Annotated in this window: 23 protein-coding genes; 6 read left to right on the top strand and 17 right to left on the bottom strand. The window is 56.4% G+C overall.

From position 1 onward, the window contains the following. Window position 1: 1 nt before the first annotated feature. The 12 genes from trpS to ABD890_RS20305 all read right to left on the bottom strand — a co-directional run bounded on the left by trpS (window position 2) and on the right by ABD890_RS20305 (window position 12,965). Window positions 2-985, bottom strand: a complete 984-nt coding sequence (gene trpS, locus ABD890_RS20360; protein ID WP_345094021.1) for a tryptophan--tRNA ligase — start codon at window positions 983-985, stop codon at window positions 2-4. A 163-nt stretch (window positions 986-1,148) separates the two neighbouring features. Continuing rightward, the gene (locus ABD890_RS20355) at window positions 1,149-2,066 is read right to left on the bottom strand and encodes a dihydroorotate dehydrogenase (protein ID WP_345094019.1); all 918 of its coding nucleotides are present in this window, start codon (window positions 2,064-2,066) and stop codon (window positions 1,149-1,151) included. Window positions 2,067-2,298: 232 nt separating this feature from the next. Continuing rightward, window positions 2,299-2,517, bottom strand: coding sequence for a hypothetical protein (locus ABD890_RS20350; protein ID WP_345094018.1), 219 nt, complete (start codon window positions 2,515-2,517; stop codon window positions 2,299-2,301). Window positions 2,518-2,647: 130 nt separating this feature from the next. After that, a complete protein-coding gene (locus tag ABD890_RS20345) occupies window positions 2,648-3,106 on the bottom strand; it encodes an HU family DNA-binding protein (protein ID WP_345094017.1) in 459 nt (152 codons plus the stop codon). Window positions 3,107-3,443: 337 nt separating this feature from the next. Continuing rightward, entirely contained in the window at window positions 3,444-3,872 is a 429-nt protein-coding gene (locus tag ABD890_RS20340) for a YkgJ family cysteine cluster protein (protein ID WP_345094015.1), read from the bottom strand. 27 nt (window positions 3,873-3,899) lie between these two features. Further along, entirely contained in the window at window positions 3,900-5,060 is a 1,161-nt protein-coding gene (locus tag ABD890_RS20335) for an aminotransferase class V-fold PLP-dependent enzyme (RefSeq protein WP_345094014.1), read from the bottom strand. 27 nt (window positions 5,061-5,087) lie between these two features. Then, a complete protein-coding gene (gene moaA, locus ABD890_RS20330; RefSeq protein WP_345094012.1) occupies window positions 5,088-6,095 on the bottom strand; it encodes a GTP 3',8-cyclase MoaA in 1,008 nt (335 codons plus the stop codon). 4 nt (window positions 6,096-6,099) lie between these two features. Continuing rightward, window positions 6,100-6,543 carry a molybdenum cofactor biosynthesis protein MoaE gene (locus ABD890_RS20325; RefSeq protein ID WP_345094010.1) on the bottom strand — a complete coding sequence of 148 codons (444 nt, stop codon included), beginning with the start codon at window positions 6,541-6,543 and terminating at the stop codon, window positions 6,100-6,102. Window positions 6,544-6,601: 58 nt separating this feature from the next. Further along, entirely contained in the window at window positions 6,602-6,847 is a 246-nt protein-coding gene (gene moaD / locus ABD890_RS20320; RefSeq protein ID WP_345094008.1) for a molybdopterin converting factor subunit 1, read from the bottom strand. Continuing rightward, window positions 6,844-9,825 (bottom strand): anaerobic glycerol-3-phosphate dehydrogenase subunit C, encoded by a 2,982-nt coding sequence (locus ABD890_RS20315; protein ID WP_345094006.1) that lies wholly within the window; start codon window positions 9,823-9,825, stop codon window positions 6,844-6,846. The genes moaD and ABD890_RS20315 overlap by 4 nt, the downstream gene beginning before the upstream one ends. 289 nt (window positions 9,826-10,114) lie before the next feature. Further along, entirely contained in the window at window positions 10,115-11,239 is a 1,125-nt protein-coding gene (locus tag ABD890_RS20310; protein ID WP_345094004.1) for a hypothetical protein, read from the bottom strand. A 136-nt stretch (window positions 11,240-11,375) separates the two neighbouring features. Beyond that, window positions 11,376-12,965 (bottom strand): hypothetical protein, encoded by a 1,590-nt coding sequence (locus ABD890_RS20305; protein ID WP_345094002.1) that lies wholly within the window; start codon window positions 12,963-12,965, stop codon window positions 11,376-11,378. A 274-nt stretch (window positions 12,966-13,239) separates the two neighbouring features. Here ABD890_RS20305 and ABD890_RS20300 point away from each other — a divergent pair, with 274 nt between their 5' ends. The 6 genes from ABD890_RS20300 to ABD890_RS20275 all read left to right on the top strand — a co-directional run bounded on the left by ABD890_RS20300 (window position 13,240) and on the right by ABD890_RS20275 (window position 19,933). Continuing rightward, window positions 13,240-14,190: an AAA family ATPase gene (locus ABD890_RS20300; RefSeq protein WP_345094000.1), complete on the top strand. Its 951-nt coding sequence runs from the start codon at window positions 13,240-13,242 to the stop codon at window positions 14,188-14,190. A 1-nt stretch (window position 14,191) separates the two neighbouring features. Continuing rightward, the gene (locus ABD890_RS20295) at window positions 14,192-15,505 is read left to right on the top strand and encodes a DUF58 domain-containing protein (RefSeq protein WP_345093998.1); all 1,314 of its coding nucleotides are present in this window, start codon (window positions 14,192-14,194) and stop codon (window positions 15,503-15,505) included. A gap of 45 nt (window positions 15,506-15,550) precedes the next feature. Further along, window positions 15,551-17,512, top strand: coding sequence for a DUF4129 domain-containing protein (locus ABD890_RS20290; RefSeq protein WP_345093997.1), 1,962 nt, complete (start codon window positions 15,551-15,553; stop codon window positions 17,510-17,512). Between the two features lie 53 nt (window positions 17,513-17,565). Beyond that, the gene (gene nth / locus ABD890_RS20285; protein WP_345093995.1) at window positions 17,566-18,216 is read left to right on the top strand and encodes an endonuclease III; all 651 of its coding nucleotides are present in this window, start codon (window positions 17,566-17,568) and stop codon (window positions 18,214-18,216) included. Window positions 18,217-18,393: 177 nt separating this feature from the next. Continuing rightward, window positions 18,394-18,963: a dCTP deaminase gene (gene dcd, locus ABD890_RS20280; RefSeq protein WP_345093993.1), complete on the top strand. Its 570-nt coding sequence runs from the start codon at window positions 18,394-18,396 to the stop codon at window positions 18,961-18,963. A 40-nt stretch (window positions 18,964-19,003) separates the two neighbouring features. After that, window positions 19,004-19,933 carry a hydroxypyruvate isomerase family protein gene (locus ABD890_RS20275; protein WP_345093991.1) on the top strand — a complete coding sequence of 310 codons (930 nt, stop codon included), beginning with the start codon at window positions 19,004-19,006 and terminating at the stop codon, window positions 19,931-19,933. A 44-nt stretch (window positions 19,934-19,977) separates the two neighbouring features. Here ABD890_RS20275 and ABD890_RS20270 read toward each other — a convergent pair whose 3' ends face one another. From ABD890_RS20270 to ABD890_RS20250, 5 genes are all read right to left on the bottom strand, one after another. Further along, entirely contained in the window at window positions 19,978-20,817 is an 840-nt protein-coding gene (locus ABD890_RS20270; RefSeq protein WP_345093989.1) for a hypothetical protein, read from the bottom strand. 140 nt (window positions 20,818-20,957) lie between these two features. Further along, the gene (locus ABD890_RS20265) at window positions 20,958-22,097 is read right to left on the bottom strand and encodes a 5-(carboxyamino)imidazole ribonucleotide synthase (protein ID WP_345093987.1); all 1,140 of its coding nucleotides are present in this window, start codon (window positions 22,095-22,097) and stop codon (window positions 20,958-20,960) included. Continuing rightward, window positions 22,094-22,588: a 5-(carboxyamino)imidazole ribonucleotide mutase gene (gene purE, locus ABD890_RS20260; protein ID WP_345093985.1), complete on the bottom strand. Its 495-nt coding sequence runs from the start codon at window positions 22,586-22,588 to the stop codon at window positions 22,094-22,096. The genes ABD890_RS20265 and purE overlap by 4 nt, the downstream gene beginning before the upstream one ends. Before the next feature lie 270 nt (window positions 22,589-22,858). After that, entirely contained in the window at window positions 22,859-23,881 is a 1,023-nt protein-coding gene (locus tag ABD890_RS20255; RefSeq protein ID WP_345093984.1) for an NAD(P)-dependent alcohol dehydrogenase, read from the bottom strand. Window positions 23,882-23,930: 49 nt separating this feature from the next. After that, window positions 23,931-24,386, bottom strand: a complete 456-nt coding sequence (locus ABD890_RS20250; protein ID WP_345093981.1) for a cupin domain-containing protein — start codon at window positions 24,384-24,386, stop codon at window positions 23,931-23,933. Window positions 24,387-24,494 lie beyond the last annotated feature (108 nt).

The raw sequence follows: 24,494 nt of genomic DNA, 5'->3' as shown, positions 1-24,494 counted from the left end.
CTTACTTCAACCGTGCGTGCCAGCCCGAGATCCCCGATGCTTCTTGAGCTCGGGTAAGAACTTCGCGTGCCTTCTTGCGTGCGACCTGGGCGCCATCGCCCAGGATTTCTTTCAGGCGTTGCGGGTTGGCAACCAACTCTGCGCGGCGTTCGTGAGCTTCGGCGTAGTACGCTTCGGCAGCGTCGGCCAAGGCCTTCTTCACGTGGCCATAGCCAAAACCACCCTTGCGATAGAGGGCCGCCATTTCTTCGAGGGCTTCTGGCTCGGCGAACAACGAGAACAACTGGTAGAGGTGATCCCCTTCCGGCTCTTTGGGATCTTCCATCGGACGCGAGTCGGTCACGATTCGCATGATCTTCTTGCGAGCCTGCTTGGGTGGCTCGAACAGTTCGATGATGTTGCCGTACGACTTTGACATCTTCTCGCCGTCGGTGCCGGGGACTTTGGCCGAGGCATCGAGCACCTTCGGTTTCGGCAGCACGAAGACTTCGCCGAACTGATGGTTGAAGCTTTGTGCGATGTCGCGTGTCACTTCGATGTGCTGGACCTGGTCTTGTCCAACCGGCACGATGTCGGAGTCGTAGCCCAGGATGTCAGCCGCTTGAAGCACTGGGTAAGTGAACAAGCCGGCGTCGGCCTTCAGCCCGCGATCTTTTTTGTCTTTGTAGCTGACGCAGCGTTCCAGCAGTCCCATGCCGGTACCAGTCATCAAAATCCAGCACAACTCGCTGATCTCAGGCACATCGGACTGGACGAACAGCGTGGCCTGATCGGGATCGAGCCCCAGGGCCAGGATGTCGAGGGCCATGTCGATGGTGGCTTGTTCCAGCTTCTCACGATCGCGAACGGTCGTCAGAGCGTGCAGATTCGCGATGAAGTAGAACGACTGCTCGTTCCCTTGCAGCTCGATGTACTGGCGAATAGCACCGAAGTAGTTGCCCCAGTGGGGACGTCCAGTCGGCTGGATTCCGGAGAGGACACGCATGGATCTACGTCAGTTTACGGGGTCAAAAGAAGTCAAAACCAGCTAGTCATTATGACGGACGACTAGGCGAACTGTCACCCCGGGGACAAGATCGGCATGACAAGGGTTCAATGCGTGGGCACATCACCGAGCGGAAAACCCAGGCGGATAGCCTGGGCCGAACTTACGAAGGAAGTTGTAGGCTACCGACGACTTCCTTGACGCTGGAGACTCCCAACGAGGTAATCGCGTCGGGTAATTGGCCCACAATTCGACCACTGAGCGGTGGATCGAAATAGTTGGCGGTGCCGATCTGCACGGCCGTCGCCCCGGCCACCAGGAATTCCATCACGTCGTCGACACTGCTGATGCCACCGATACCGATGATCGGAACCTTCGTCGCTTTGGCAATCTGGAACACGCATCGCAGGGCAATTGGCTTGATCGCGGGGCCGGAAAGCCCGCCGATCACGTTACCGAGCAGCGGCTTCTTGCGTTTCCAGTCGATCGCCATCCCTTGGACGGTATTGATCGCCGAAACAGCGTCGGCTCCGCCTGCTTCGGCGGCCTTGGCGACCGAGGCGATGCTGGTCACGTTCGGCGTCAGCTTGGCGATGATCGGGTGAGGAGTCGCGGCCCGGACAGCGGCAACCAGTGTTTCGCAGGTCGCGGGATCGGTTCCGAAGTCGATACCGCCACTGACATTCGGGCAAGAGATATTCAGTTCGATCGCAGCGATCTGGGAGTGTTCGCCTAGTTGAGCTGCCATGCTGACGAAGTCTTCCTTCGTCTTGCCGGCGATGCTGACCACAAGCGGCGAACCAAGCGAGCCCAGATAAGGCAGGTGGTTGGCAATGAAGTAGTCGATGCCGTCGTTGTCGAGACCGATGCTGTTGAGCATTCCCCCGGTGGTTTCAAGGGTTCGCCATGGCTTGTTGCCGGGGCGTGGGCTGCTGGTGATCGTTTTGGGAAGGATTCCCCCCAGCTTCGCCAAGTCGACGATTCCGGCCATTTCCTTGGCATAGCCAAAGGTTCCGGAGGCGACCAGGATTGGATTGGGAAGGGTAAGCCGCCCGAGCGTTACGGCAAGATCAACAGGCATGCGTCTGGATTGGCAAAGGTTGAGCGTTCAAAAAGCGGCCATTTTGCCGCAAAAAGCTAAGCCAATCGTATCGGGGTAGACACGATCTCGCAACGAGGGCCGAAAAGCGAGGCTATCTACTGGACAATTCGTTGCTGGAGACCGTTCGGCGCATGCAAAAAGACACCACCAGACTGCGCAAACACAGCCTGATGGTGTCTCGTTTCACGGTTTCGGAGCAGGGCGGCAGTGGTTAGATGATGCCGCCATGGGTACGGTACGGGGTCAGATGGCTAGGCTGGTCGAGGAACCAGATACGTTGCCATTCTTCCAGCACGTGCCGCAAGTTTTCCGACGTGTAGATCAATTCGGTCGTTCGTGTGCTCGGATCGGCCGAGTAAATTGGCAGGAAGCAACCGGTGTTGCCCATCAGTGCGAAGCCAAGCAGCAGTGCGATGATGAAGTTACGCATCTCATTTCCTCCGTGAAACTTATATAGCGGCCATCCTGACCGACTGCGTTCGTTCTCAATCGTCCAAGGCTTTGAATCTTGGAGAGTTCGGAGAGACCTGTCTGCTTAAGAGCTTGATCGCTGGTGCGAATTAACCTTGCGAGCCGTAGTCGCCAGGACCAGAGGTCGGCGGATTCGGCGGGCTAGGGTAAGCCGTTGGGTAACCAGGCGAATCATTCGACTGAGGTGGCTGAGGAGCAGAGTAGGGGGGCTGCTGCGGCTGGGCCGAAGCGGCTTGCTCTGATTCGAGACGACCTTGTCGGTCCTTCTCTTCGAGCTGTCGCACCCGTTCTTCCATCTCTTTTCCCGGCTTGAAAGTGACGACGTACTTTTCGTCGACATCAACTTTCGCCCCAGTCCGAGGGTTGCGTGCCTTGCGGGCTGCTCGCTTCTTGACCTCAAAAACGCCGAAGTTTCGCAACTCGATGCGACCCTCCTCTACGAGGGTAGTGACGATAGCATCGAACGTCTTCTGGACGATTTCTTTCGTCTTGAGTTGTGTGAGCCCGATCTCTTCAGAAATCGTCTTCACAATCTCTTTTTTGGTCACGAGGCGACTCCCACACGAGGATAGAGTAAGTTGCCGTAAGTTTTCGTAACTTCCGTCAGCAATTGCTCCAAGTGTAAGTGCCACAAGCACTAGAGTCAAGATGTTTCTGAAGCCGCGCAGATTTAACGCGACGCCAGCATCTGGACCGATGCTCCTTTTGCAGGCTTCTCCGAACTATCCAATTTTCAAAGATCCATGGGTACCGAGCCCCTTCGTTCGGGTGAACAGCTCGGTAAAGTAACCACACTGTTCGAACATACCGGTCTCGGTGTAATCGGTATCGGCGGAATAATCGGCAAATCTTCAACCGATCAGGACAGTTTCACCCGAATTTTCGTCAAATCCGGATCTGACTCGCTCGGTCTTCGATTTCTTCGAGCGTATAGAGACGCCCTTGACCGCTGCCGGGGCAGAAGTCGCAGGTAGCCTGCCAATCTTCCGGCGTTTTGATATTCGAGTCCCAAAATGGCCAAGTCTTGCATTGGCGAGGGCGTGCCGGATAAACCGTACAACCTCTCTTTTCGGTATCGAGAAAAACACAGTCTCCAGTTGAGTATTCCTTTAAACTCTTTCGTAATCCGACTTCGCGAACGTAAACGGACTCGAATTGTTCGATGGTCATATCTGCATATTTGGCCAGGGCTTCGATCTCGGCGGCATTCACCCAGACGTAACCGGGACCGCCGGTACAGCAGTCACCGCACTGACTGCATTCAAATTGCAGTCCATCTTGATACCACGGTCCTTGGTTTGGTTTTTCTTTCATGGCTTCAATGCTATCGCGGAAGAAGGGCTATCGCAGAATGGCTTGCATCGCTTCCAAAGTTCGATCGATTTGGTCAGCGGTGTTAAAAATGCCGAGGCTAAACCTTAGCGTACCGCCCGAACTAATTGTTCCCAAGTGCTGGTGCGTCAGGGGGGCACAATGTAGCCCTGCTCGGCACTGAACGCCAAACGCAGAATCGAGCGCCGTGGCAAGTTCGTGCGGATCGAATGATTCGACTTGGATGCTGACGACACCGGTGCGATGCTCAAGATTTTGCGGGCCGAAGATCCTTACGCCTCGCAGCCCCTGAAGGCCTTCAATCAGGCGGCTGGTGTTTTGCATCGTGTGACGATGCAGTGCGGTCACTGTCTGTTCGCGAATGTATTCCACACCAGCACGTAAACCCAGCAGGCAGGTCACGTTGGCGTTGCCACTCTCGAACTTAGTGGGCATCTCTTGCGGCTGTTGATCCGACTCGCTCTTGGTGCCGGTGCCACCCTGACGCTGGCTTTGCAGTTCGTCTGACACGGCCGGTTGAATCACCATCGCCCCGGTCCCCAGCGGACCGAGCAGGCCCTTGTGCCCCGGAAAGGCAACGAGATCGATCGGTGTTTCCGCCAGGTTCAAATCGAGATGGCCGGCCGACTGGGCCGCATCAACCAGCATTCGCACGCCGCGGTCCCGAGCGATCGCAAAGATCTCTTCGACTGGCTGAATGGCACCGGTGACATTCGAGACATGCGTGATCGCGATCAGACGGGTATTGTCACGAATCGCTTCGCCAACAGCGTTGGGGTCAATGCGACCATCTTCGCCAGGATCTAGATAGGTGATATCGATCTCGAGCGTTTGCTTCATGTACGACAAAGGCCGTAACACCGAGTTGTGTTCCAGCGAAGTCGTGATCACATGATCGCCTCGGCGAAGCAGGCCATGCAGTGCCAGGTTCAACATGTCCGTGCCGTTTTGGCCGAAGACGACTTGTTCCTGGGTATGGGTACCAAACAAGTAGGCGATCTGTTTGCGAGTATCGCCGATCAGTCGTTCGACTTCGTTCGCTTCGCGGTAGCCGCTCCGTCCGGCGCACGCTCCGAGTTCGGTCAGATGATGCTGCACAGCCTCGACCACGCAGGCCGGTTTGGGCCAGCTGGTTGCTGCGTTATCGAGATAGATTCGTTCTCGTGCCACTATTCAAGCTTTCTGGTCGTGGTCGCTTTAGCCCCCGATTTGATACATGGCTCGCGCAGGAGGAACAAACTCGGGGGAGTCGATTCCGTGCGAGGCTTTTTTGGCGACAACGCAGTCATGCAATAGCTGCGACAAGTCTGCATCGCTGCCGCCGGTTCGCAAAATTTGTCGGGCATCCCATTCGGTTGTGCCAAACAAGCAGTTACGAAATTGTCCTTCCGCGGTGATTCTCAACCGATTGCAAGTTCCGCAGAAGGGATGAGTCACACTGTTGATGAAGCCGACGCGCTGGTTTCCATCGGCATAGGCAAAGTCGGTCGCCGGCTGACTGGCGTCGCTTCGATTCGCTTCGACGAGCGGGGCCACATCGCGGGAAATAATCGCGCGAAGGTCTTCGCCGGATAGGACCTGACTGGCGTCCCAGTTCCGATCGGCATCCAGCGGCATGAATTCAATAAAGCGTAAATGGAGATCGTTTTCACGTGCAAACTTGGCCAACGGGACAATTTCCCCCTCAGTCAGGTCGCGGATCGCGACCGCATTGAGGCGAATATCATGAAAGCCTGCTTGCTTGGCCGCGGCGATTCCATCGAGCACTTTCTGCACGCCTTGCCGCCGCGTGATCCGCTCGAACATCGCTTCACTTAACGCGTCGAGGCTGACATTCAAACGATCGAGGCCGGCTCCCTTCAGGTCGGCGGCCTGGTCGGGAAGAAGGATGCCATTGGTGGTCAGGGCAACCTCATCGATCCCTGAGATGTTCTTTAGCAGGCGAACTAGTTCCGCCAGATTCGACCGGACGAGCGGTTCGCCACCGGTGAGTCGAATTTTGGAGATCCCATGCCCGGCGGCAACGCGAACCACGCGTTCCATTTCCTCGAACGAGAGCAACTCGTCACGAGGCTTGAATCGCACGTTTTCCAGCGGCATGCAATAGAAGCAGCGGATATTGCAGCGATCGGTTACGCTGATCCGCAAGCTGGTATGCACCCGTTTAAAGGTGTCGATTAACGGTGAATGAGGTTCGATAGGCATAGTTCTATTGTAGCCTATTCTCTTCCGAAGACTGAACCAGGCCTGGATGAACCCAATCGGTTCCTCCAGTTGCCCAATGCTCTTTTTTCCAGACCGGAACTAGTTCTTTTAGACGGTCCATCAGCCAGCTTGCCGCCTCGAAGGCATCGCGACGGTGTGGTGTCGAGACGGCGACGGCGACACTTGCTTCGCCGATGGGAACTTCTCCGAGGCGATGAATCATTACGCAGCGATCGACCGGCCAGCGAGCTTTGGCCTGGTCTTCGAGCTTTTCCATCTGACTTTGCGCCATCGGTGCATACGCGGTATAGCTCAGCGTGACGGTTTCGCGGCTGTCGGTAAATTGCCGCGTCGTTCCCAAAAACAGCACCACCGCGCCACAGTTAGGTGAAGTCACCGTTGCGGTGATCTGGTCGGCGTTGATGGGATGGTCGGTAAGTTCCACCATGGCAAAATTGCTTCCGCGACAAGATTCGGAGGAGACGAGCGACGGGCAGTGAAGCTCACTATCCGCCACTGACAGGCGGCAAGCAGGCGATTTCGTCGGAGGCATTCACCGGCGCGTCGTTCGTGGCAAATTCGTTGTTCACCGCAAACGCACAGCCTACTAAAACCGCTTCTAAAGCCGGCACCAACTTAGCGAGGCCTGAGCGAACGTCGGCTACCGTGGCGTCTTCAGGCAGCGCGAGCGAGACTTCATCCGTGCCGGCCAGGTCCTGCGTCAGCGCGAATAGTTTGACACGTACGTTCATGAAACAAACAAATCGTGCGAGGAAGGAGAGAATAGGTCGGTGTCTTGATCGAGCACACCATACGACTTCGCCAGCAGCTTGATCGGATGAACGACCGCTTTGTTGCCAGCTTGTTCGATCTGCATTTTACAGGCACTGCACTCGGTCGATCCAATCTGAATTTGTTTGGCTCGCATCGCGACGATCAAGTCCCAACCGATACGTAGGCTACTCCGGAAATTGGTTCGGGTCAGACCATAGGTGCCTGCCATGCCAGAGCAACCTTTCTCGATCGATCGCACGGAGAGGCCGGGGATCAGTTGCAAGATCCGCTGGCCGAACGACTCTTGATGCAGGGCTCGCAAATGGCAAGGAACGTGGAAGCCAACCGTCAGGTTCACTGGCTTCAAGTCGAGTTCCAGTTCTCCATGATGGTGTAAATCCCAGAGGAATTCACACGCTTCCCGGGTGTTCTCGGCCACGATCTTCGCATCGTCGGAATCGAGCAGGTTTAGGTATTCGTGGGTCAAAGCCATCACGGCGGAAGGCTCGGTCGCGACGATCGTGTAGCCTTGTCGCACCGCTTCGGCTAACGCTTGAACATTCTTGTGGGCCAAACGAGCAGCCATCGTCAGCGAGCCCTGGGCGATGGCGGTCATCCCGCTGACTTGCTGCTTGGGATGGACGTAGACCGCGATCCGATTGTGATCCAGCACGTTGACGAAGGATTGCGCCAACTGGGTATCGAACAAGTTCGCATACAGATCAACGAAGTACAGCACTTTCCGTCCGCTGCGGCGAGTGGCGGTCGTCAGGCCTTTTCGGGCAGCTTGTTTGATGAAGCTGCGATTGGCCAGTCGCGGAAGCTTCCGGAGCTTGGCCAGGCCGATCATCCGTTCCATCAACCAACGCATTGCGCGATTGCCCAAGGCCCAGTTGGCAATTCGCGGAAAGCGATTTCCCCACAATGCCCAGCGATGGATCTTGGCTTGTAGCGAGCCATCTTGCGAGAGCCCGTTCGCTTCGACGTTGCGTGCCTTCATTTCCATGACCATGTCCGGAATGTCGACATTCGATGGGCAGTCGATGCGGCATTGATGGCAATGGAAACAGGTATCGAGTATCTCTTTGGTCTCTTCAGTGTCGATACTTTCCGGCGAAAGCTGCCCCGATAAGACACCCCGTAGCAGATTCGCTTTGGCTCGCGGAGAAGCATCTTCGCGCGAATCGAACCGAAAGACAGGGCACATTCGCGTGTCGGAGCCATACGTTCGACAGCGGCCGCAGCCATGGCAGCTTCGGGCGGCGGTCGCCATTTCTTCGGGCGACCAGGTCAGGATTGGTAGCTCGAATTGATTCTTGCTGCTGTTCGTTCCGTTTTCGCTGCTACCAGGAATGTCGCCAGAGCCAACTGGTGTGGCCCGTTCAACGCGACGAACCAGTTCCATTGGCGAAAGGGTCGAAGCGAGGACCTTCTTGCCAGGGTTCAAGATCCCGACCGGATCGAACAGACGCTTCACTCGACCGAACAGTTCGTACAGGGGGCCATACTGACGTGGGAGATAAGGAGTGCGACTGATCCCGTCTCCACTTTCGCCGCTCAGCGAGCCGCCCACTTGAAATAACTCTTCATAGATTTCGTCGGCGATTCGTTCCAGTTTGGTCAGATCGGCGCGGTCGGCCAGGTTCAGCAGAGGCCGCACATGCAGATTGCCGTGGGCCGCATGGGCAAAGATCGAAGCGATCGTTTCATGTCGCTTCATCACATCCTGGATCTTCGACAGAAAGCTTGGCAACTGAGGAGGCGGAACACTCATGTCTTCAATGAAAGGAAGCGGCCGCGTGTTTCCTTTCAGGCGATACAAAATCGGCGTCATCCGCCGAGCCAGTTCCCAGTAGACGCCTACTTCTTTCGGGCTCGTGGTGATCAGCGAATGGAAGGCAAGTCGGCGACGTCTACGGATGCGATCGGCGATCTTTTCCAGTTCTTCGTGCACGATCGTCTGCGTCTCGCCCGAGTACTCGACCAGCAGCATTGCTTCGGTGTTCTCGGGAATGAGATTCGAGTAACGCGGATCGGTCTCGCGGGCGATCGCCAGGATTCGCCGATCGAGCAAATCGCACGCACTGATGCCTGATTGCGAGAGCTGCACGGCGGCCTTGGCTGCACTGTCCAGGCGTTCAAAGAACAGCAGTACCAAGCCGCGAGCCTTCGAGCGAGGGCTGGTTTGTAGTTTGGCTTGGGTGACCAACGCCAGACTACCTTCTGACCCGGCCAGGATCTTACATAGGTCGACTGCGTTCTGTTCCAGCACCCCAGACAGTCGATAGCCGCTTCCTTGGTTGAACGTCTTGGGCAGATGCCCTTGGATCTTGTCGGCGTTGCTCGAAAGGAGTTCTGCGATGCCAGACGTAATTCGGACCAGTTCCGGCGACTGAAGATGGGCGATCTGATCCAGATGGGTTCGCTTGACGGTGACCACTTCGCCACTCGCCAACACGACTTGCAACTCCAGGATGTGATCGCGGGCCGATCCGTGCTGCGGCCAGTGACTGCCTGAGGCATCGAGCGCGATCACACTTCCCATTGTCGTCACGCTGCGTGTGGCGGGATCGGGACCGAAGATTCGCTGGCGCTGGGCAAGGTGTCGGTTCAGGTTGGCCAGCACGACTCCAGGCTGGACGCGAACCCAGTCGTCACCCGTTTCCAGGATGCGTCGCATCGAATGGGCGAAATCGAGCACGATCCCGCGACCGAGCGATTCGCCTGCCATTCCGGTGCCGGCTCCGCGAGCGTGGATCGGAATTTGATTCTCTGCCGCATACTGGACAGTGGCGGCAACATCGGATGTTCGACGGGGACGTACCACGGCCAGCGGCTTCACTTGGAAGATACTGGCGTCGGTCGAATACAGTTCCAGGAACGTATCGTCGCAGCGAATCTCGCCGGCGATGATACCCCGGAGATCGGCTCGTATTCGTTCGCGTTCTAAATCCATCGGCTGCGAGTCGGCGACGACCCGTCACAGAGAGGCACGGACTTCGGCAGAGCCCAGTGCGGTGTTTAGTGCGGCACATAGGAAAGCGGGATTCGGCGAACAGGCCTTACCAATTGCCCCGCTTGCGTCGATTCAATGGTAATCCCTGGGGAGCGTGCTGCCCAGGGATCCCCTTGCGGTGTCGATGTTTACGACGGCCCTCAAGGTTTAACATTGGTCGCAAATGCCGTGGAATTGTTCCCCTTGAGCGGGAAGTTTTCCAGCAGAAATCGGTTCGTTAGGTCAACGGTTAGCCGTAGAATTTCTTCGACAATATGGTCATACCGCCGATGACGACGATACCAAAGCCGACGATATAAATGACTGGATAGCGAACATACCACGGGTCGACCGGGGGCCCTGAGCCTTCGACTACCCATTCTTCGAGAAACACCTTGCAGCGTGGGCAGTGATCGCCGGCGCCATAGCCAGCCGGCAGTTCCATGCGACAGTTGGGGCAATGCCCAGGCGGAACGCTGCTGTCGCCACCTTGGCTGCGGAAGCGATTAGCGAACCCAGGCGAGCCTGACGAACCTTCCGAGGTGTTGTTGTTGCCAAACCTTGGATCGCTGGTGCCGTTGTTCATCGGATCGGTCCCAGCGTCAGGGCCAAACGGGTCGGTGCCGACCATGTTGGTTGGCTCCGTCGTCGTTGGTCTGTTATTGCCAGAGCCATTTTCAGTTGGCATTTCATCCGATGGTGGACGGTAGGGCTCGGTTTCTGGAGGAACGTACGCCGGCGGACGCGACGTGTTGTTATTGCCGCCCGTATTCGAGTTCATCGCGCCGCCGTTCATCCCAGTCGGACGAGAGCTAACGTAACTTTCCATATCTTTGTGGACGTCGGGATCTTCTTCTTCAATCTCTTGGCGGGTGAGTATTTGATCGAGTTCGCCCCGCTTTTTCAGGTGATTTCGCAGGTAGTCCTGGTCCTCTTTGCTGAGCAGGTAAAACGAAACCTTCTGTGGATTGGCTCCCTGCATCAAGACAACGTAGCCATCGACCATGCGGACGTAGCGCGCTTTGATCTTCTGGTCGCGGTAGTTCGCCCACTCGCGGTTCTCGAACAGCGTCTTGTCCGACTTGTCGATCCACGGGGCAGGGGAGGTATCGGTGGGCGTCTTCGGCTTCTCGGCGTTGGCTTGCTGCAGCTTGGCGTAGTCCTGGTCGGCTTGAACAAACGCCGACAGGGGGATGCCATACTCTTCGCCGTTCGACTCGATGCGGACGACGTTATCAGAAGTCAGTTCGATGAACTTGCCAGTCAACTTCTGACCACTGGCATCGGTCCACTCGCGGACTTCCTGAGCAGAGGCAATCGCTGACGTCAGGCAGAGTAGCAGCGAAAAGAGAGGGATCAGACGGCTGGCCAACATGAACAAGATTCCCGAATGCGGAGATTCAATGACGGTCGGAAGGGAAGGCTCGGCTGAAAAGTTACGTCGATAGGTATGGATAAGGATGCCAGTAACCAGGCACTGGCGAATTCAGCTCGATCCAACTTCCGTTAATTTAACCGAGGCTCATCAACAAACCAAATCCTCCCAGGGTCAAGCAAACGCCTAGCCCCATGGTCAGAAGTGGTGTGCTGGCTTTGTCCCATTCTGTGATTCCGTAGACGATCGCCATGCCTGGGATCAAGCTCTTCAGACCCCACTGCAGACTATCGAGGAACGCCAGGGCGATCATCCAAAGATATCCCCCGGCAATCATCATGCTGCCCAGGCCCAGCAGCGTGACGCCGAACATCTGCATGTTCCAGTCGGTGGTCGTGAATTCTCGCGGTTCGTTGGTTTGCAGCGGCGTGAAATCGGACTGTGGCTTGAACATCTGAGCGTTGAACTCGGCACCTTGTTCCGAGAGCGATTGCTGCGAGCCTTGGCTGCTTTTGGGCTTCGTTTCTGCGGCCGGACGGGCAGTCGAAGTCGGGGTGGTAGCAGACGGCGTGATCGTTTGTGGGCTATCCGACCAGCCTGAGGTCGACGTGGAAGGCAAAGCGTCATAGCCACCAGACTGCTGAGGAATCGAGGCTACGTCGAAAAGTGGCTGGCCCGGATCCGATTCCGACTCGGTTTCTTCGGGCATTTCGTTATCGACGATCGTCGACGAAGGCAGCCCCACTTTGCCGCTGCCACGCGGGCGAGAGCTTCCATTGGAACTTGCACTGCCGAAGCCATTGCTTGGCAAATTCACGTTACTGCCTGAGTTGCCAGAACTGGGGACACTTCCGAAACCGGATGGAGGCAGATTAACGCTGCCGCTTCCGCCGGAATTGTTCGAGCCGACACTGCCAAACCCGGACGGAGGCAAGTTGACTTTGGAATCCGATCCACTGGAAGGCACACTGCCGAAGCCACCTGGGGGAAGGTTAACCGAACTGGAGGAACCCGATCCGAAGCCATTTGGCGGCAGTTTAACGTCTTCTTTCTTTTCCGAACTGCCACTTGGACCGGGATTGTTGGTGCCCGTGGTGTTGGTCGGCGTCGGGGACGAATCCTGGTACATGGGAACGCTCTGCTGGGTTTCTGGGTCGAGCAGGTCAGGCCGAACCGGCGGAATCAGGCTTTCTTTGCCCATCACCCTATGGGCGTCGAACAGAAACTGGCGATCGTCGGTCGAGAGATCGTAGTACTGGATCCGGTGGTAGCGGCTCCCTTCTTTCAGAAGGATCGTCCCGTACACGATGCGGACGAACTGGGCCTCGACGGCGATCCCATCCCGTGATTTCCAGACGCGGCGAGATTTCAGCCGGACGCCATTGCTTTCGGAAGAGTCACTGTCCTTTTCATCTTCGGTGACCGCTTCGTCGATTTCTTTGTTGATTTCAGCATCGCTCGGCTTCGACATCGCGTCTCGTAAGCCTTGGATGTACCCCCTGTCTTGTGGGGAGAGCCTTTCCAGCGAAACGGTAAAACGGTTCCCTTGCACGTCGAGCACCACCGCTTTGCCGTCTTGAACGACTTCGACCAGTTCCGCCTCGACCACTTTTCCTTCGACCGTCGTCCAAGGGCGAGCTTCGATGGATACGGTACAGAAGAACCCCAAAATAAGGGCCAGACAGCCAACGCCATGCTGCCCGAAGGCATTCAATAGCTTGTACATAGAGATCTCTACAATGCTGGCCAGGCTCTCTTACGCCGCGCGCGTCGGTTGCCTGTAACTTCTGTATTTAACACCGGACTTAGCAGTAAGACGTGCTTCCTGCAGCATTGGATTTATTTATGCCCCTGCAGAGGTGTATGATGATATCCTGGGAGATGCTTGATCGTCAATCTGAAAAAGGCATTCTTAATGCGGGCCAATCCGGCAATTTGCTTCATAATAGGGGGCGTTTCGCCTTCGCAATTTCTTATTTTCGGCACTGAAACTACACCCTATGGACGTTGCTTCGACTGTCAAGAAAATTTTGGGGAACGTTGAAAAAGTTATCTTGGGGAAGAGGCAACAGGTTGTCTTTTCGCTGGTAGCTTGGCTTTCCGAGGGGCACGTTTTGATGGAAGACGTCCCCGGCGTCGCCAAAACAATGCTAGCACGTGCCTTGGCCAAAAGCGTGGGCTGTACGCTGAAACGGGTGCAATGCACGCCTGATCTTCTGCCCAGCGATGTCACGGGGACGTCGATATACAACCAGAAGACTTCGGAATTCCAGTTTCGTCAGGGACCGGTCTTTACCAATATTCTGCTTGCGGACGAAATCAACCGCACGACTCCCCGGACTCAGGCTGCCTTGTTGGAAGCGATGGCCGAGTCGCGGGTCACGATCGACGGAGAGACCTACCCGCTCGATCCTCCGTTTCTGGTGCTCGCCACGCAGAATCCGATCGACCACGAAGGAACCTTCCCGCTGCCCGAAGCGCAGCTCGATCGATTTCTGATGAAGTTCAGCCTGGGCTATCCGAACATGGAGGACGAAATGCGGATGCTGTCGGCGTCGCGGAAACAGCACCCACTCGAGACCATCGATGCGGTCGTGACCAAAGAAGAGCTGCGAGCCTGTCAGAAGGCGACACGCAGCGTCAAGCTGCACGAGAAGGTTCAGCGTTACATCGTCGAGCTCGTCCATGCGACGCGTCGGCACGATCAACTTCTGTTGGGAGCGAGTCCCCGTGCGTCGCTGGCATTGTTTCGCACGAGCCAGTCTTTGGCAGCGATCTTGGGTCGAAACTACGTTTTGCCAGACGATGTGAAGCGAGTCCTTACGCCGGTGTTGGCTCACCGGATGATCTTGCGTCCCGAAAGCCGGCTGCGGAAGGTAACGCCGCAAGACGTGATCGACGACATCTTGCAGGAAGTCCCGGTCCCGATGATCGACGAGGCGGCTGTTTAGTATGCGTTGGATTCTGGGAGTCGCGATCCTGCTTGCCATCTCCATGATCTTCGGGCTGGGATTGATGGCGTATGCCATGTACGCCCTGATGGCCGTGATTGGTGGATCGCGACTGCTGGTGAACTATTGGCTGCGAAACCTCACCGCGACGCGACATCTCAGTCATACCGATCTGGAAGAGGGCGACCTGCTGACGGTTGGGCTGACAGTCCGCTATACCGGATCGATCCCAATGCCATGGTTTCTGGTCGAAGATCTTCTGCCGCGGCATGCGATCGTCTCGCGGCCGCCAGCCCTGGAAGTCGAGGGACAGCGAATCTTTCTGTCGATGATGTGGCCTCGGGCGACACGTTTGTTGACCTATCGAATTCAATGCCATCGGCGCGGGTACTATCAAATCGGTCCGGCAGTCGTCGAAACGGGAGACGTGTTCGGGTTGTACAAGCAGTTCAAGATGCTGGCTGAACCTGGCTTCATCACCGTCGAACCTTCCATCATCGCTCTCGATGGATTCGACCTCGCCTCGAAGCGTCCGTTGGGCGAGATCAAGATGCAGTCGCGCTTGTTCGAAGATCCCTCGCGCATCGCCGGCGTGCGGCGGTACCAGTTAGGGGACCCCTTGAACCGCGTGCATTGGGCTTCGACTGCCAGGACCGGGGAACTGCATAGCAAACAGTACGAAGCGACTTGCATTGCCGGCGTGAGCCTGGTGCTCGACTTGCATCCCGATAGTTTTCCGGCCAAGGACGAACCGATCCGCAGCGAACTGTCGGTGAAGTGTGCCGTGGCGATTGCCAACGCGGTTCACCTGATGGATCAGCAGGTCGGTATCGTGACCAACTCGGTCGATGCCGCCCAGCGAATGAAGTACGAAGGTTGGGACTTCGATGCACGGACGCGAAGTGCGGCTCGGAAAAGTGCTGGTCGGATCGATCGTGATCCACGTCTAACACCACAGCGTGTCCGCACCCGGCGCGGGTCCGAGCAGTTTCAGCAGATTCGTCACATGATGGCTCGCAGCGAAAAGAACGAAGGACTCTCGCTGCCGGCGTTGCTGTTCGAGATTCAAAGCGAATTGCCTCGCGATGCGACGGTTGTTCCGATCTTGTCTTCGGTCACTCCCGAAGTCGCTTTGGCACTGGGAAACCTGGTCCGCAGTGGCTATGTCGTCAGCCCGATTGTGAATTGCTGGGACGAATACGAATTCGCCCAGGCAGCCGGCCTGCTGTTGGCGGAACGGATGGTCGCCAAGCAGTTGAAGTCGCTCGAAACGATCAGCCAAATATGCCAGGAGCAAGCCTACCCGTTGTTTTGATGAAGCTGAGTTCTCTTTCCTTTTCTCCTTATCAGATCCCAACCAATGCGTCCCCGTCTGACCGAAACCGATTACGCCATCATCGCGGTTGCCCCTGCGTTGATCATGGTTTTGGTCGCCAGCTTGATGCTGTTTCTGGCAGGGCTGTTTTATCACGGGCAGTACGAGTGGCGGCTGAACATGGTGATCTGCATGTTCGTGCTGGGGATCGTTTCGCTGGCTCGGCTGCACATTGAAGAAGGTATTTTGAAGTCGATCAAACTGGGGGCCGCATTCACCTTTGTCATGCTGTTTGCCGTTTGGCAGATGGCCCCCGATGCCTTGGTGATGGCTACGCTCATGCTATTGGGGATTTGGTGGATCAGCACTCGACTCGTTTACGACTGCACGGTGATGGAACAATCAGTTGATGCCTCGCAGAAGGGGCTGATGCAATGGATTCGACCGAATCAAGAAGAACCGCCGCAGCCTCCTTCGCCGATGCCGGAAGTGCCGACGCCGATCGAAGGAGTCACCGGCACCGATCCTGAAGAAGCGAAGCCCACGACCTTCACCGAGAAACTGGATGCTTGGTTCAATCCCACCAACACGAAGTTCGCCCCTGGGGCTTGGGTTGTTTATTTCTCGCTTGGGGCATTGCCCATTTTCGGCCTCGGTCAGGCATTTGCCCGCCAACTGGCCGATGACCGACGTTGGTATTTGTTCGTGCTGTTGGTCGCGTATGTCTTCGCGGCACTCGGGTTGTTGGTGACGACCAGCTTTCTGGGACTGCGTCGTTACTTACAACAACGTGGCGTCGTGATGCCTTTAAGCATGACCGGAACCTGGCTCGGTGTTGGCTTCAGCGTGGTGCTGATCGTCTTGCTGTTGGTGGCAATCCTTCCGCGACCCAATGCCGAGTACGAACTGGCGAAGCTCCCTACCTATTCCGAGAAAGACGACTCCGATGCGTCGCAGTTTTCGGTCAATGACGAGGGGACCAAAGACAATCGCGACGATCGCTCCGGCACGACCGAGAACCAGGATCAAGCAGACGAGAACTCGCCGCAGTCCGACGAAACCCGGGAAGATGGTAAGCAGCCTGGCGAGAAGACCGACGCCAACGCCCAGCAGTCGAAGCCGGGCAAGTCGAACGAATCGAATTCGCAGCAGTCAAATCAACAGCAGTCGGACCAAAGCGACTCGAAGCAAAGCGATTCCAAACAGGGGGAATCTGAAAAGGGCAAGTCAGACTCTGGAGATCAGCAGTCTCAAAATTCAGATCAGCAAAACTCGCAGCAACAGCAGCAACAGCAGCAACAGCAGCAAGAGTCCCAATCGCAGAAACAAGACTCGTCCGGCGAGAAATCAGATCCGCAGAGCGATTCGAACGAGACGCAATCGAGTGACGATCAGAATGCGTCGAAGTCGCAAAGTCCAGAGCCGAAAGATGCAGATTCTTCGAAACCGTCCAAGAGTCCCCAGCAAACCCCTGCGGCCAAGCCCAAACCGTTTTCGTTTCTTGGGGAATTGTTTGGGAATCTTGGCTTCTACTTGAAGTTGTTGTTTTACGTAGCGTTGGCTGCCGGCCTGGGAATTGGTGGCTGGGCCTTTTGGGACGACATCGCCGCGGCCTGGAGAGATTTCTGGGGAAGCTTGTTTGGCTCGAAGCAGTCGGACGAGGAAGAACAGGCTGCGGAGCCAGCTCCGGTGGTGAAGCCGCGTGTTCCGTTCTCGGCGTTTCGGAATCCTTTCCACGATGCCCAGTGGAAAGGAAAGCCGCCGGAAGAATGGATTCGATACAGTGTCGCCGCGGTCGAGGCTTGGGGGGCGGAACGAGGATGCGAACGCGGCGAAGATCAAACGCTGGGCGAATTCGCGAATCGGCTTGAAACGGAGCACGCCGAGTTCAACAACACGCTCCGGCGGGCCGCCGACATTTATGGCCAGGTCGCCTATGGCTCTGGCAAGGCCCCTAGGGAAACGGGCGAAATTCTGCGAAAGTTATGGGAGACCCTTCGAGGCTGACCGGTTGCTGGTCGCCAAGAAACTTCCCTGCGATTATTCATCGAGCAAGCCTCATGTTTTCAGATCTCGCCGACCGCAAAGCTCAGGCCCGTCGTGTGGTCCGACAGTTGAAGAAAGATTATCCGATCGCGGAATGTGCGCTGAATTACGAGACTCCGTTTCAGCTACTGATCGCGACGATACTTTCGGCCCAGTGTACCGACGTGCGGGTGAACATCGTGACAAAGGATCTCTTCGCCCAATACCCTGATGCCCATGCCATGGCTCGGGCCCCGGTGAAAACGCTCGAGAAGCTGGTGCAAACGACCGGGTTCTTCCGTAACAAAGCGAAAAACATCCACGCCGCATCGCAAGCCTTGGACGAGAAGTTCGACGGCGAAGTGCCGCAAGATCTCGCCGTGCTGGTCGACTTGCCTGGTGTCGGCCGCAAGACGGCGAATGTTGTTTTGGGGACCGCGTTTGGCATTCCTTCCGGAATTGTGGTCGATACGCATGTCGGCCGGCTAACCAAGCGGATGGGGCTTACCGATAAAGCAGACGCCGTGAAGATCGAGAAAGAACTGCTGGAGATCGTCCCCAAAAAGGAATGGATCCAGTTTTCGCATCGATTGATTCATCATGGCCGCGCCATTTGTGCGGCCCGAAAGCCGAAGTGCCACGATTGTCATTTCGCAAAATTCTGCCCGCAGGTGGGCGTTGCTTAGGCGAGATTCCCTCCCGCGTGGGGAGTCGCCGGGTAAAGATCGGCCGATGACCAAAATAGGGGGCAGCGACTCCGTTTTATTTTCGCGAAATCCCTTTATAATCAGCACTTCGGCATCTTTCAGATAATTCGCCGGCGTTTGGCCATGAAGACCGCGCCGTCAACCCAAAGGCTTTCCATGATTCTTTCCGGCAATGAAATACGGAAACATCTCGGTACCAAGATCTTTATCGAGCCTTACGACGAAAGCCGTTTAAACCCCAACAGCTACAATCTGACGCTCAACGAAGAGTTGATGACTTACGAGGAATTGATCCTCGACATGCGTCAGCCGCATCGGATCCGCCGGATCACGATTCCTGACGAAGGCTACGTCTTGAATCCCAACCAGCTGTATCTGGCTCGGACCAACGAACTGACCGAGACGCACGGGTTCGTGCCGATGATCGAAGGTCGCTCTTCGATTGGTCGCTTGGGTTTGTTCGTCCACGTGACGGCCGGGTTCGGCGACGTTGGGTTCAAGGGATTCTGGACGCTCGAAATGTTCGCCGTTCAGCCGATTCGAATCTATCGCAACGTACCGATCTGCCAGATCTTCTATCACGAGATTACCGGCGACATTACCGAGTACGTCAGCGACAAGTACCAAAACAATCAAGGCATCCAGCCGAGCCTGCTCTTCAAAGAGCTCAACCCCGATGCCAAGCAGCCGGAAGAATCGCAGTTGGCGTTTCCTTTCGACCACTAGTATTCCCACCTTCCTGCCTCAACCACCCCCAGAGTTTGATATGCCCACAGATCCTTCCCACCTCTCGCGTCGTGACATTTTGAAGTCGGCCGTCGGTACGTCGGTTGTCGGTGGTCTGGCCATGGCCGGAACGGCTGCCGCTGCAGAAAACCCAGCGACCACGCAGCTTCCCCCCGAAGACTTCAAGGCAAGCGGCAAACGGATCAAGCAGTCGGTGATGGCCTGGTGCTTTAATCCCATGCCGATGGAAGAACTGATCCCGGCATGTGCCAAGATGGGCCTGGTCGGAATGGAAGGTCTTGATAAGAAGTGGTACCCGTTGATGAAGGAGCATGGCCTGAAGGTCTCGCTGGCTCAAGGGCACAACTTCAACAAAGGTCCTGTCGACGCCAGCTTGCACCCCATGCTGGAAGCACGCCTGAAGGAATCGATCGACACCGCCGTCGAATGGGACTGCAAGAATGTGATCACCTTCACCGGGATGTCGGTTGAAGGTCAGTCGTTCGAGCAAGGAACGAAGAACTGCGTCGACTTCTTCAAGAAGATCGTCCCTTACGCAGAAGAGAAGAACGTCACGCTGGTGATGGAACATCTCAACAGCCGTGACGACTCGCACCCAATGAAGGGGCACCCGGGCTATTTCGGCGACGACGTCGATCATTGCATCGATATCATCAAGCAGGTCGACTCGCCGAACTTCAAGTTGCTGTTCGACTTCTATCACGTGCAGATCATGAATGGCGACGTGACCCGTCGTTTCCAGCAGTTGTTGCCATACATTGGTCACCTGCACACGGCAGGCAATCCTGGTCGTTGCGAAATCGACGAGAACCAGGAAATGAACTACGCCGCGATCATCCGCGCCGTGGCCGAATCGGACTACGACGGCTATGTCGTTCAAGAATACATCCCGACCTGGGACGACAAGATCGCGGCTCTGCGTCACGGCGTGGCATTGTGCGACGTCTAAACGCAGACTCGATTGAACGCGAAAGCTTCAGCAAGGCACCTTGATTAAGGTGCCTTGTTTTCTTGGAGGGCTTGCTGAAACGCCTGGTAGAACGACGTTTGCTGCTCGTGCTGGTCAGGTGGAATCTGGTTCTTGAAGTAGTCCAGGTAGTCGAGCATCTGTTGGGTGAAGTCGACGTAGGAGTAATCAGGCGAAGCCATTGGATTAACCCAGCCGGGATCGCCCGGCTCGCGTTGGCTGACGAACCGGCCGTTCTCGTCCACTTCGATGTTCGCCAGCATCGTCGGTAGCGACATTTGCAACTCGTAAGTCATCTTCTCGCGCAGGCTCATACCGGCCGTGGTTTCGTTCCAGGCATTCACCACCGCTTCGGGCGTGCGGCTGTTAGGAAAGCGGATCGTATTGGCGGCGCCGACCTGGGTGAGACCGTTGAAGTCTAAGTCGATCTGCGTCGGCCGCGGAAGCAGCAAGTTGATGGCCGCTTCCTGGGAAAGCGAATCGGTGTCGATCGGTTTGGCCAGACGGTTAATGTGCTGTACGACTTCCAGGTCTTCCTTTTCAAGGCTCTGCAGGAAGCCTTGAGGATCGGCGTAGCCACCTTCGTTGTAGGTTCTAACGAGCAGTTCGCCATACGAAGTCTTGAGCGTCTCGGCATCGACTCCATCTGGATAATTACCGACGTTCGAGAGTGCGAACCAGTCGTCCCAGGTTTGCTGGATATCTTCTTCGACGGTGTTTTCAGACTCGTAAGCATCCGCCGAAGCGTAGCCAGACTTTCCCGATTGCGTCAGGATCTCGCTGAAGAGGTTTTGCAGTTCTTCAGAAGCTGCATCCTGGCGTTGCTGGCGCGTTAACGTCGGGCTCGACTGCGTTTCGATCCGCATGACCTGAGACTCGCATGGATTGGCATCGAGAGAGGGGGGACAGAACTCTCTCTTCGACCAATGCCCGGCAGGGAATCCAGTCGAATCCCTGCCACACACATGCGACCGATAAACTGGGGCGTTTGCGTAGAAACGTGAAGCTATCGCTTCGTTCCTAAAGCCGCTTTTGCTGCTCGGGCAGCTTCGATGGCCTGGTCCACCGTATCGGCGGTCACCGCCAGGTGCCCCATCTTGCGACCCTTGCGTGGTTCGTGCTTGCCGTATAAGTGCAGCTTCACGTCGGGATCTTCGCAGGCAGCAACCCAGTTTGGCGTGCCTTCCGCCCAGACATCGCCTAGCAGGTTCACCATCGCGACGGGACGCATTTGAAGGGTCGAGCCCAGCGGCAGGCCACAAATCGAGCGAACTTGCTGCTCGAACTGGCAGGTCACGTGACCATCGATGGTAAGGTGCCCTGAGTTGTGCGGTCGTGGGGCCATTTCGTTGATCAACAACGTATCGCCAGGAGCGAGAAAGAATTCGACGCATAGCACGCCAACCACGTCCAGCTTTGTCAGCACTTCGGTCGTAATCTCAATCGCCTCGCGGCTGGCCTTTTCGGACAAGCGACCGGGGGAGACCGATACATCGAGGATATGATTTGTGTGGACGTTTTCAATCGGTGCATAGCAAGCAACCTTGCCGTCGAGCCCACGGGCCGCAACCACCGAGAACTCTTTCTCGAACGGCACCATCTGTTCGAGGATCGCTTCCTGCTTCAGCTCTTCAGTCCATGCCTTGCGAAGTTCCTCGCGGTTGGCGACTTTGACCTGTCCCTTGCCGTCGTAGCCCCACGCAGCGGTCTTCAACACGCCAGGAAGAAGTTCGTCGGCAACCGTATCAAGGTCGGCAGCGTCGCGGATCGCATGAAACTTCGTGACTGGGAAACCGTTTTCGTGGAGGAAGCCTTTTTCCCGCAAGCGATGCTGCGTGGTGTGCAGCACGCGTCCGGCTGGTCGAACGGGCACATATTTGCTGACCACATCGACGGTAGTGAGAGGGACGTTCTCGAATTCAAACGTCACGACATCGACCTGCTGAGCGAACCTGGCGACGGCGTCCAGATCGTCGTAACTGGCCGTGACTTCGACATCGGCGACCTGACCGGTGGGCGTGTCGGTCTCGGGCGAAAGGACATGCACGCGGTAGCCCATGCGACGGGCCGCGATGGCAAACATGCGACCGAGCTGGCCGCTACCGAGAACGCCGAGCGTTGCTCCAGGAAGAATCGGTTGGCTCACAGTTCCGAATCCTTCATCACGTCGTTCGTTTGCTTATTTTGATAGGCTGTTAGCTTTTCGGCCAAGTCACAGTCGGTGGTGGCCAGGATGCGAACGGCGAGCAAGCCGGCGTTCTTGGCACCTGCGTCACCGATGGCCAGCGTTCCGACAGGAATGCCGCCGGGCATCTGCACGATCGAAAGAAGAGAGTCGAGCCCCTTCAACGCACGGCTTTTGACCGGAACACCCAGGACCGGAAGAATCGTCTGAGCGGCGACCATGCCTGGCAAGTGTGCGGCGCCACCGGCCCCAGCAATAATAACCCGCAGGCCACGCCCCTGGGCGGTGGTCGCATACTCGTTCATCCAGGCTGGCGTACGATGGGCCGAGACGACTCGCTTTTCGTAGGGAACCTCGAAGTTTTCGAGGATCTCGCAGGCATTCTTCATGGTTTCCCAATCCGATTTACTGCCCATGATGACGCCCACCAGCGGCTGGGGTGCTTGAGACATTCCTGGCTCTCTCAATCGTCGTTAGGTGCACACTTCGTCCCGGAGCGCACCGGGGCATTTCAAACGTAAAATGGTACCCCGAATTGCAACTTTTCGCACCGGGACGACTGCCGTGGACCACGCAAAAATGCGACTTCCCCCGCCAAAACAGCGAAATCGCCCAGATTTGCAGAAGAGCTATCCTTGTTCATCCCATAAAAAAAGGCAGCCGGACGATAAACGACCGGCTGCCTTCTGAATTTCTAACAGCGTAGTTGGGCCTTCGAGACCTTAGTCTTGATTGGTTTCCTGGAATGGCAAATCTGGAACGACGTTCAGAATCACCTTCCCCACGACGTGGCCACCTTGGCTCTTATGATGCGCGGCGGCGACATCGTTGAGCGGGTAGACCGAATCGATAATCGTGCGTAGCTTTCCTTCATTTGCCAAGGCAGCCAGGGCCTTCAGCGTTGGTCCATCAGGACGGGCCAGAACCACGTGACACGACTGCTTTTGAAGCTTCGAGAAAACCGAGAATCCAACATTCTCGACTGAAGGCAACGTTGCAACATAGTGACCGGCTGGTTTCAGCAGTCGTCGGCAATCGCGGAAGGTCGATTTGCTGACGGCGTCGAAAACGATATCGAACGAATGATCGATTCTTGTGAACGGCGTCGAATGATAGTCGATCACCTCGTCGGCCCCCAGACTCCGAACCAAATCGTGATTGTCGGAGCTGCAAACCGCCGTAACTCGAGCACCCAGGGCTTTGGCAATCTGAACGGCGAACGTCCCGACACCGCCCGAGGCCCCGTTGATTAACACGTCGTCTCCATCACGAAGCTGACCAAGTTTTACCAGCGACTTCCAGGCGGTCGTCGCCGCCAATGGAATCCCGGCCGATTCTTCGTACGAAAAACCTTCTGGCTTTCGGACAATGTAAGCGGCATCGACATCCAGGAACTCGGCGTAGCCTCCTCCTAGTGTCTTACTCGAAAAGGCCATCACCTCATCGCCGACCGACCAACCTTGCTGTCGGGCACTGTATCCGACTTCGACAATCTCGCCTGAGACATCGAAGCCAAGGACGCCGGGCAATTGATCGGGCATCACCCACTTCAACATCCCCTGACGAAGCTTCCAGTCGATAGGATTCACGCTGGCCGCATGGACACGGATGAGAACTTGATCGGCAGTGATCTTCGGTCGGGCAACGGTCTCGAGACTGAGATTGTCTTCGCTGCCGTACTTTTCCAGTACGACGGCCTGCATGGTTTTGGCTTTGATATCGGGTTGGACTTCGGCGGTGGCCATTTTCAAACTCCTCGATTTGGGGTTCATGGGATTCGACGCAAGCCGATTCCTAGGTAATCGTCGAGTTGTAGCTCGGTGGATCGCTGGCCGGGAATGTCTCTTCGAGAGCTTCCTGAACGGTATCCTTCTCTTCGCGCGAAGCGGGAGTTGAGATCGCAACCTCTGGCGTCGTTTTCTTTTCTTTGGACAGCGTGGTGATCAATACCGCGCTTTCGTCTTCGGCTTCCAATCGGAATGGTGAGCCTGCGGCAACGTGAAGCAGTTGGTTGGGGCCTAGCGAATAATGCTGACGTCGCACAAGCACGTCGACATTACCAGCAACACAGAAAATCATTGCTTCGCCAACGGTGGCTTGTGTGCCAACTTGCTCGCGAGTTTTCAGATGAAGGTAGCGGGCGTCAACGTTCGGAACGTTGTCCGTATCTTCAGGAGCTCGCGTGACCTGGGTTGTTTCGTCGATCCCAGGCAAATCTTGAACGATCAGTTTGGTAGATGCGGTGGACATCGTAACCTCCTTCCAACTGAGGGTGTTACTTAATCACTGTGCATATCGCATACCAAAGCCGTTTCAGGCGGGTTTGGCGATCTAACCTATGGAAAGGCTGCCAGATGG

The sequence above is a fragment of the Bremerella cremea genome (genome assembly GCF_039541315.1).
Taxonomy (GTDB): Bacteria; Planctomycetota; Planctomycetia; order Pirellulales; family Pirellulaceae; genus Bremerella; species Bremerella cremea.
The sequence above is the reverse complement of the archived record's forward strand: the minus strand, read 5'-3'. Positions and strand labels throughout refer to the sequence as shown.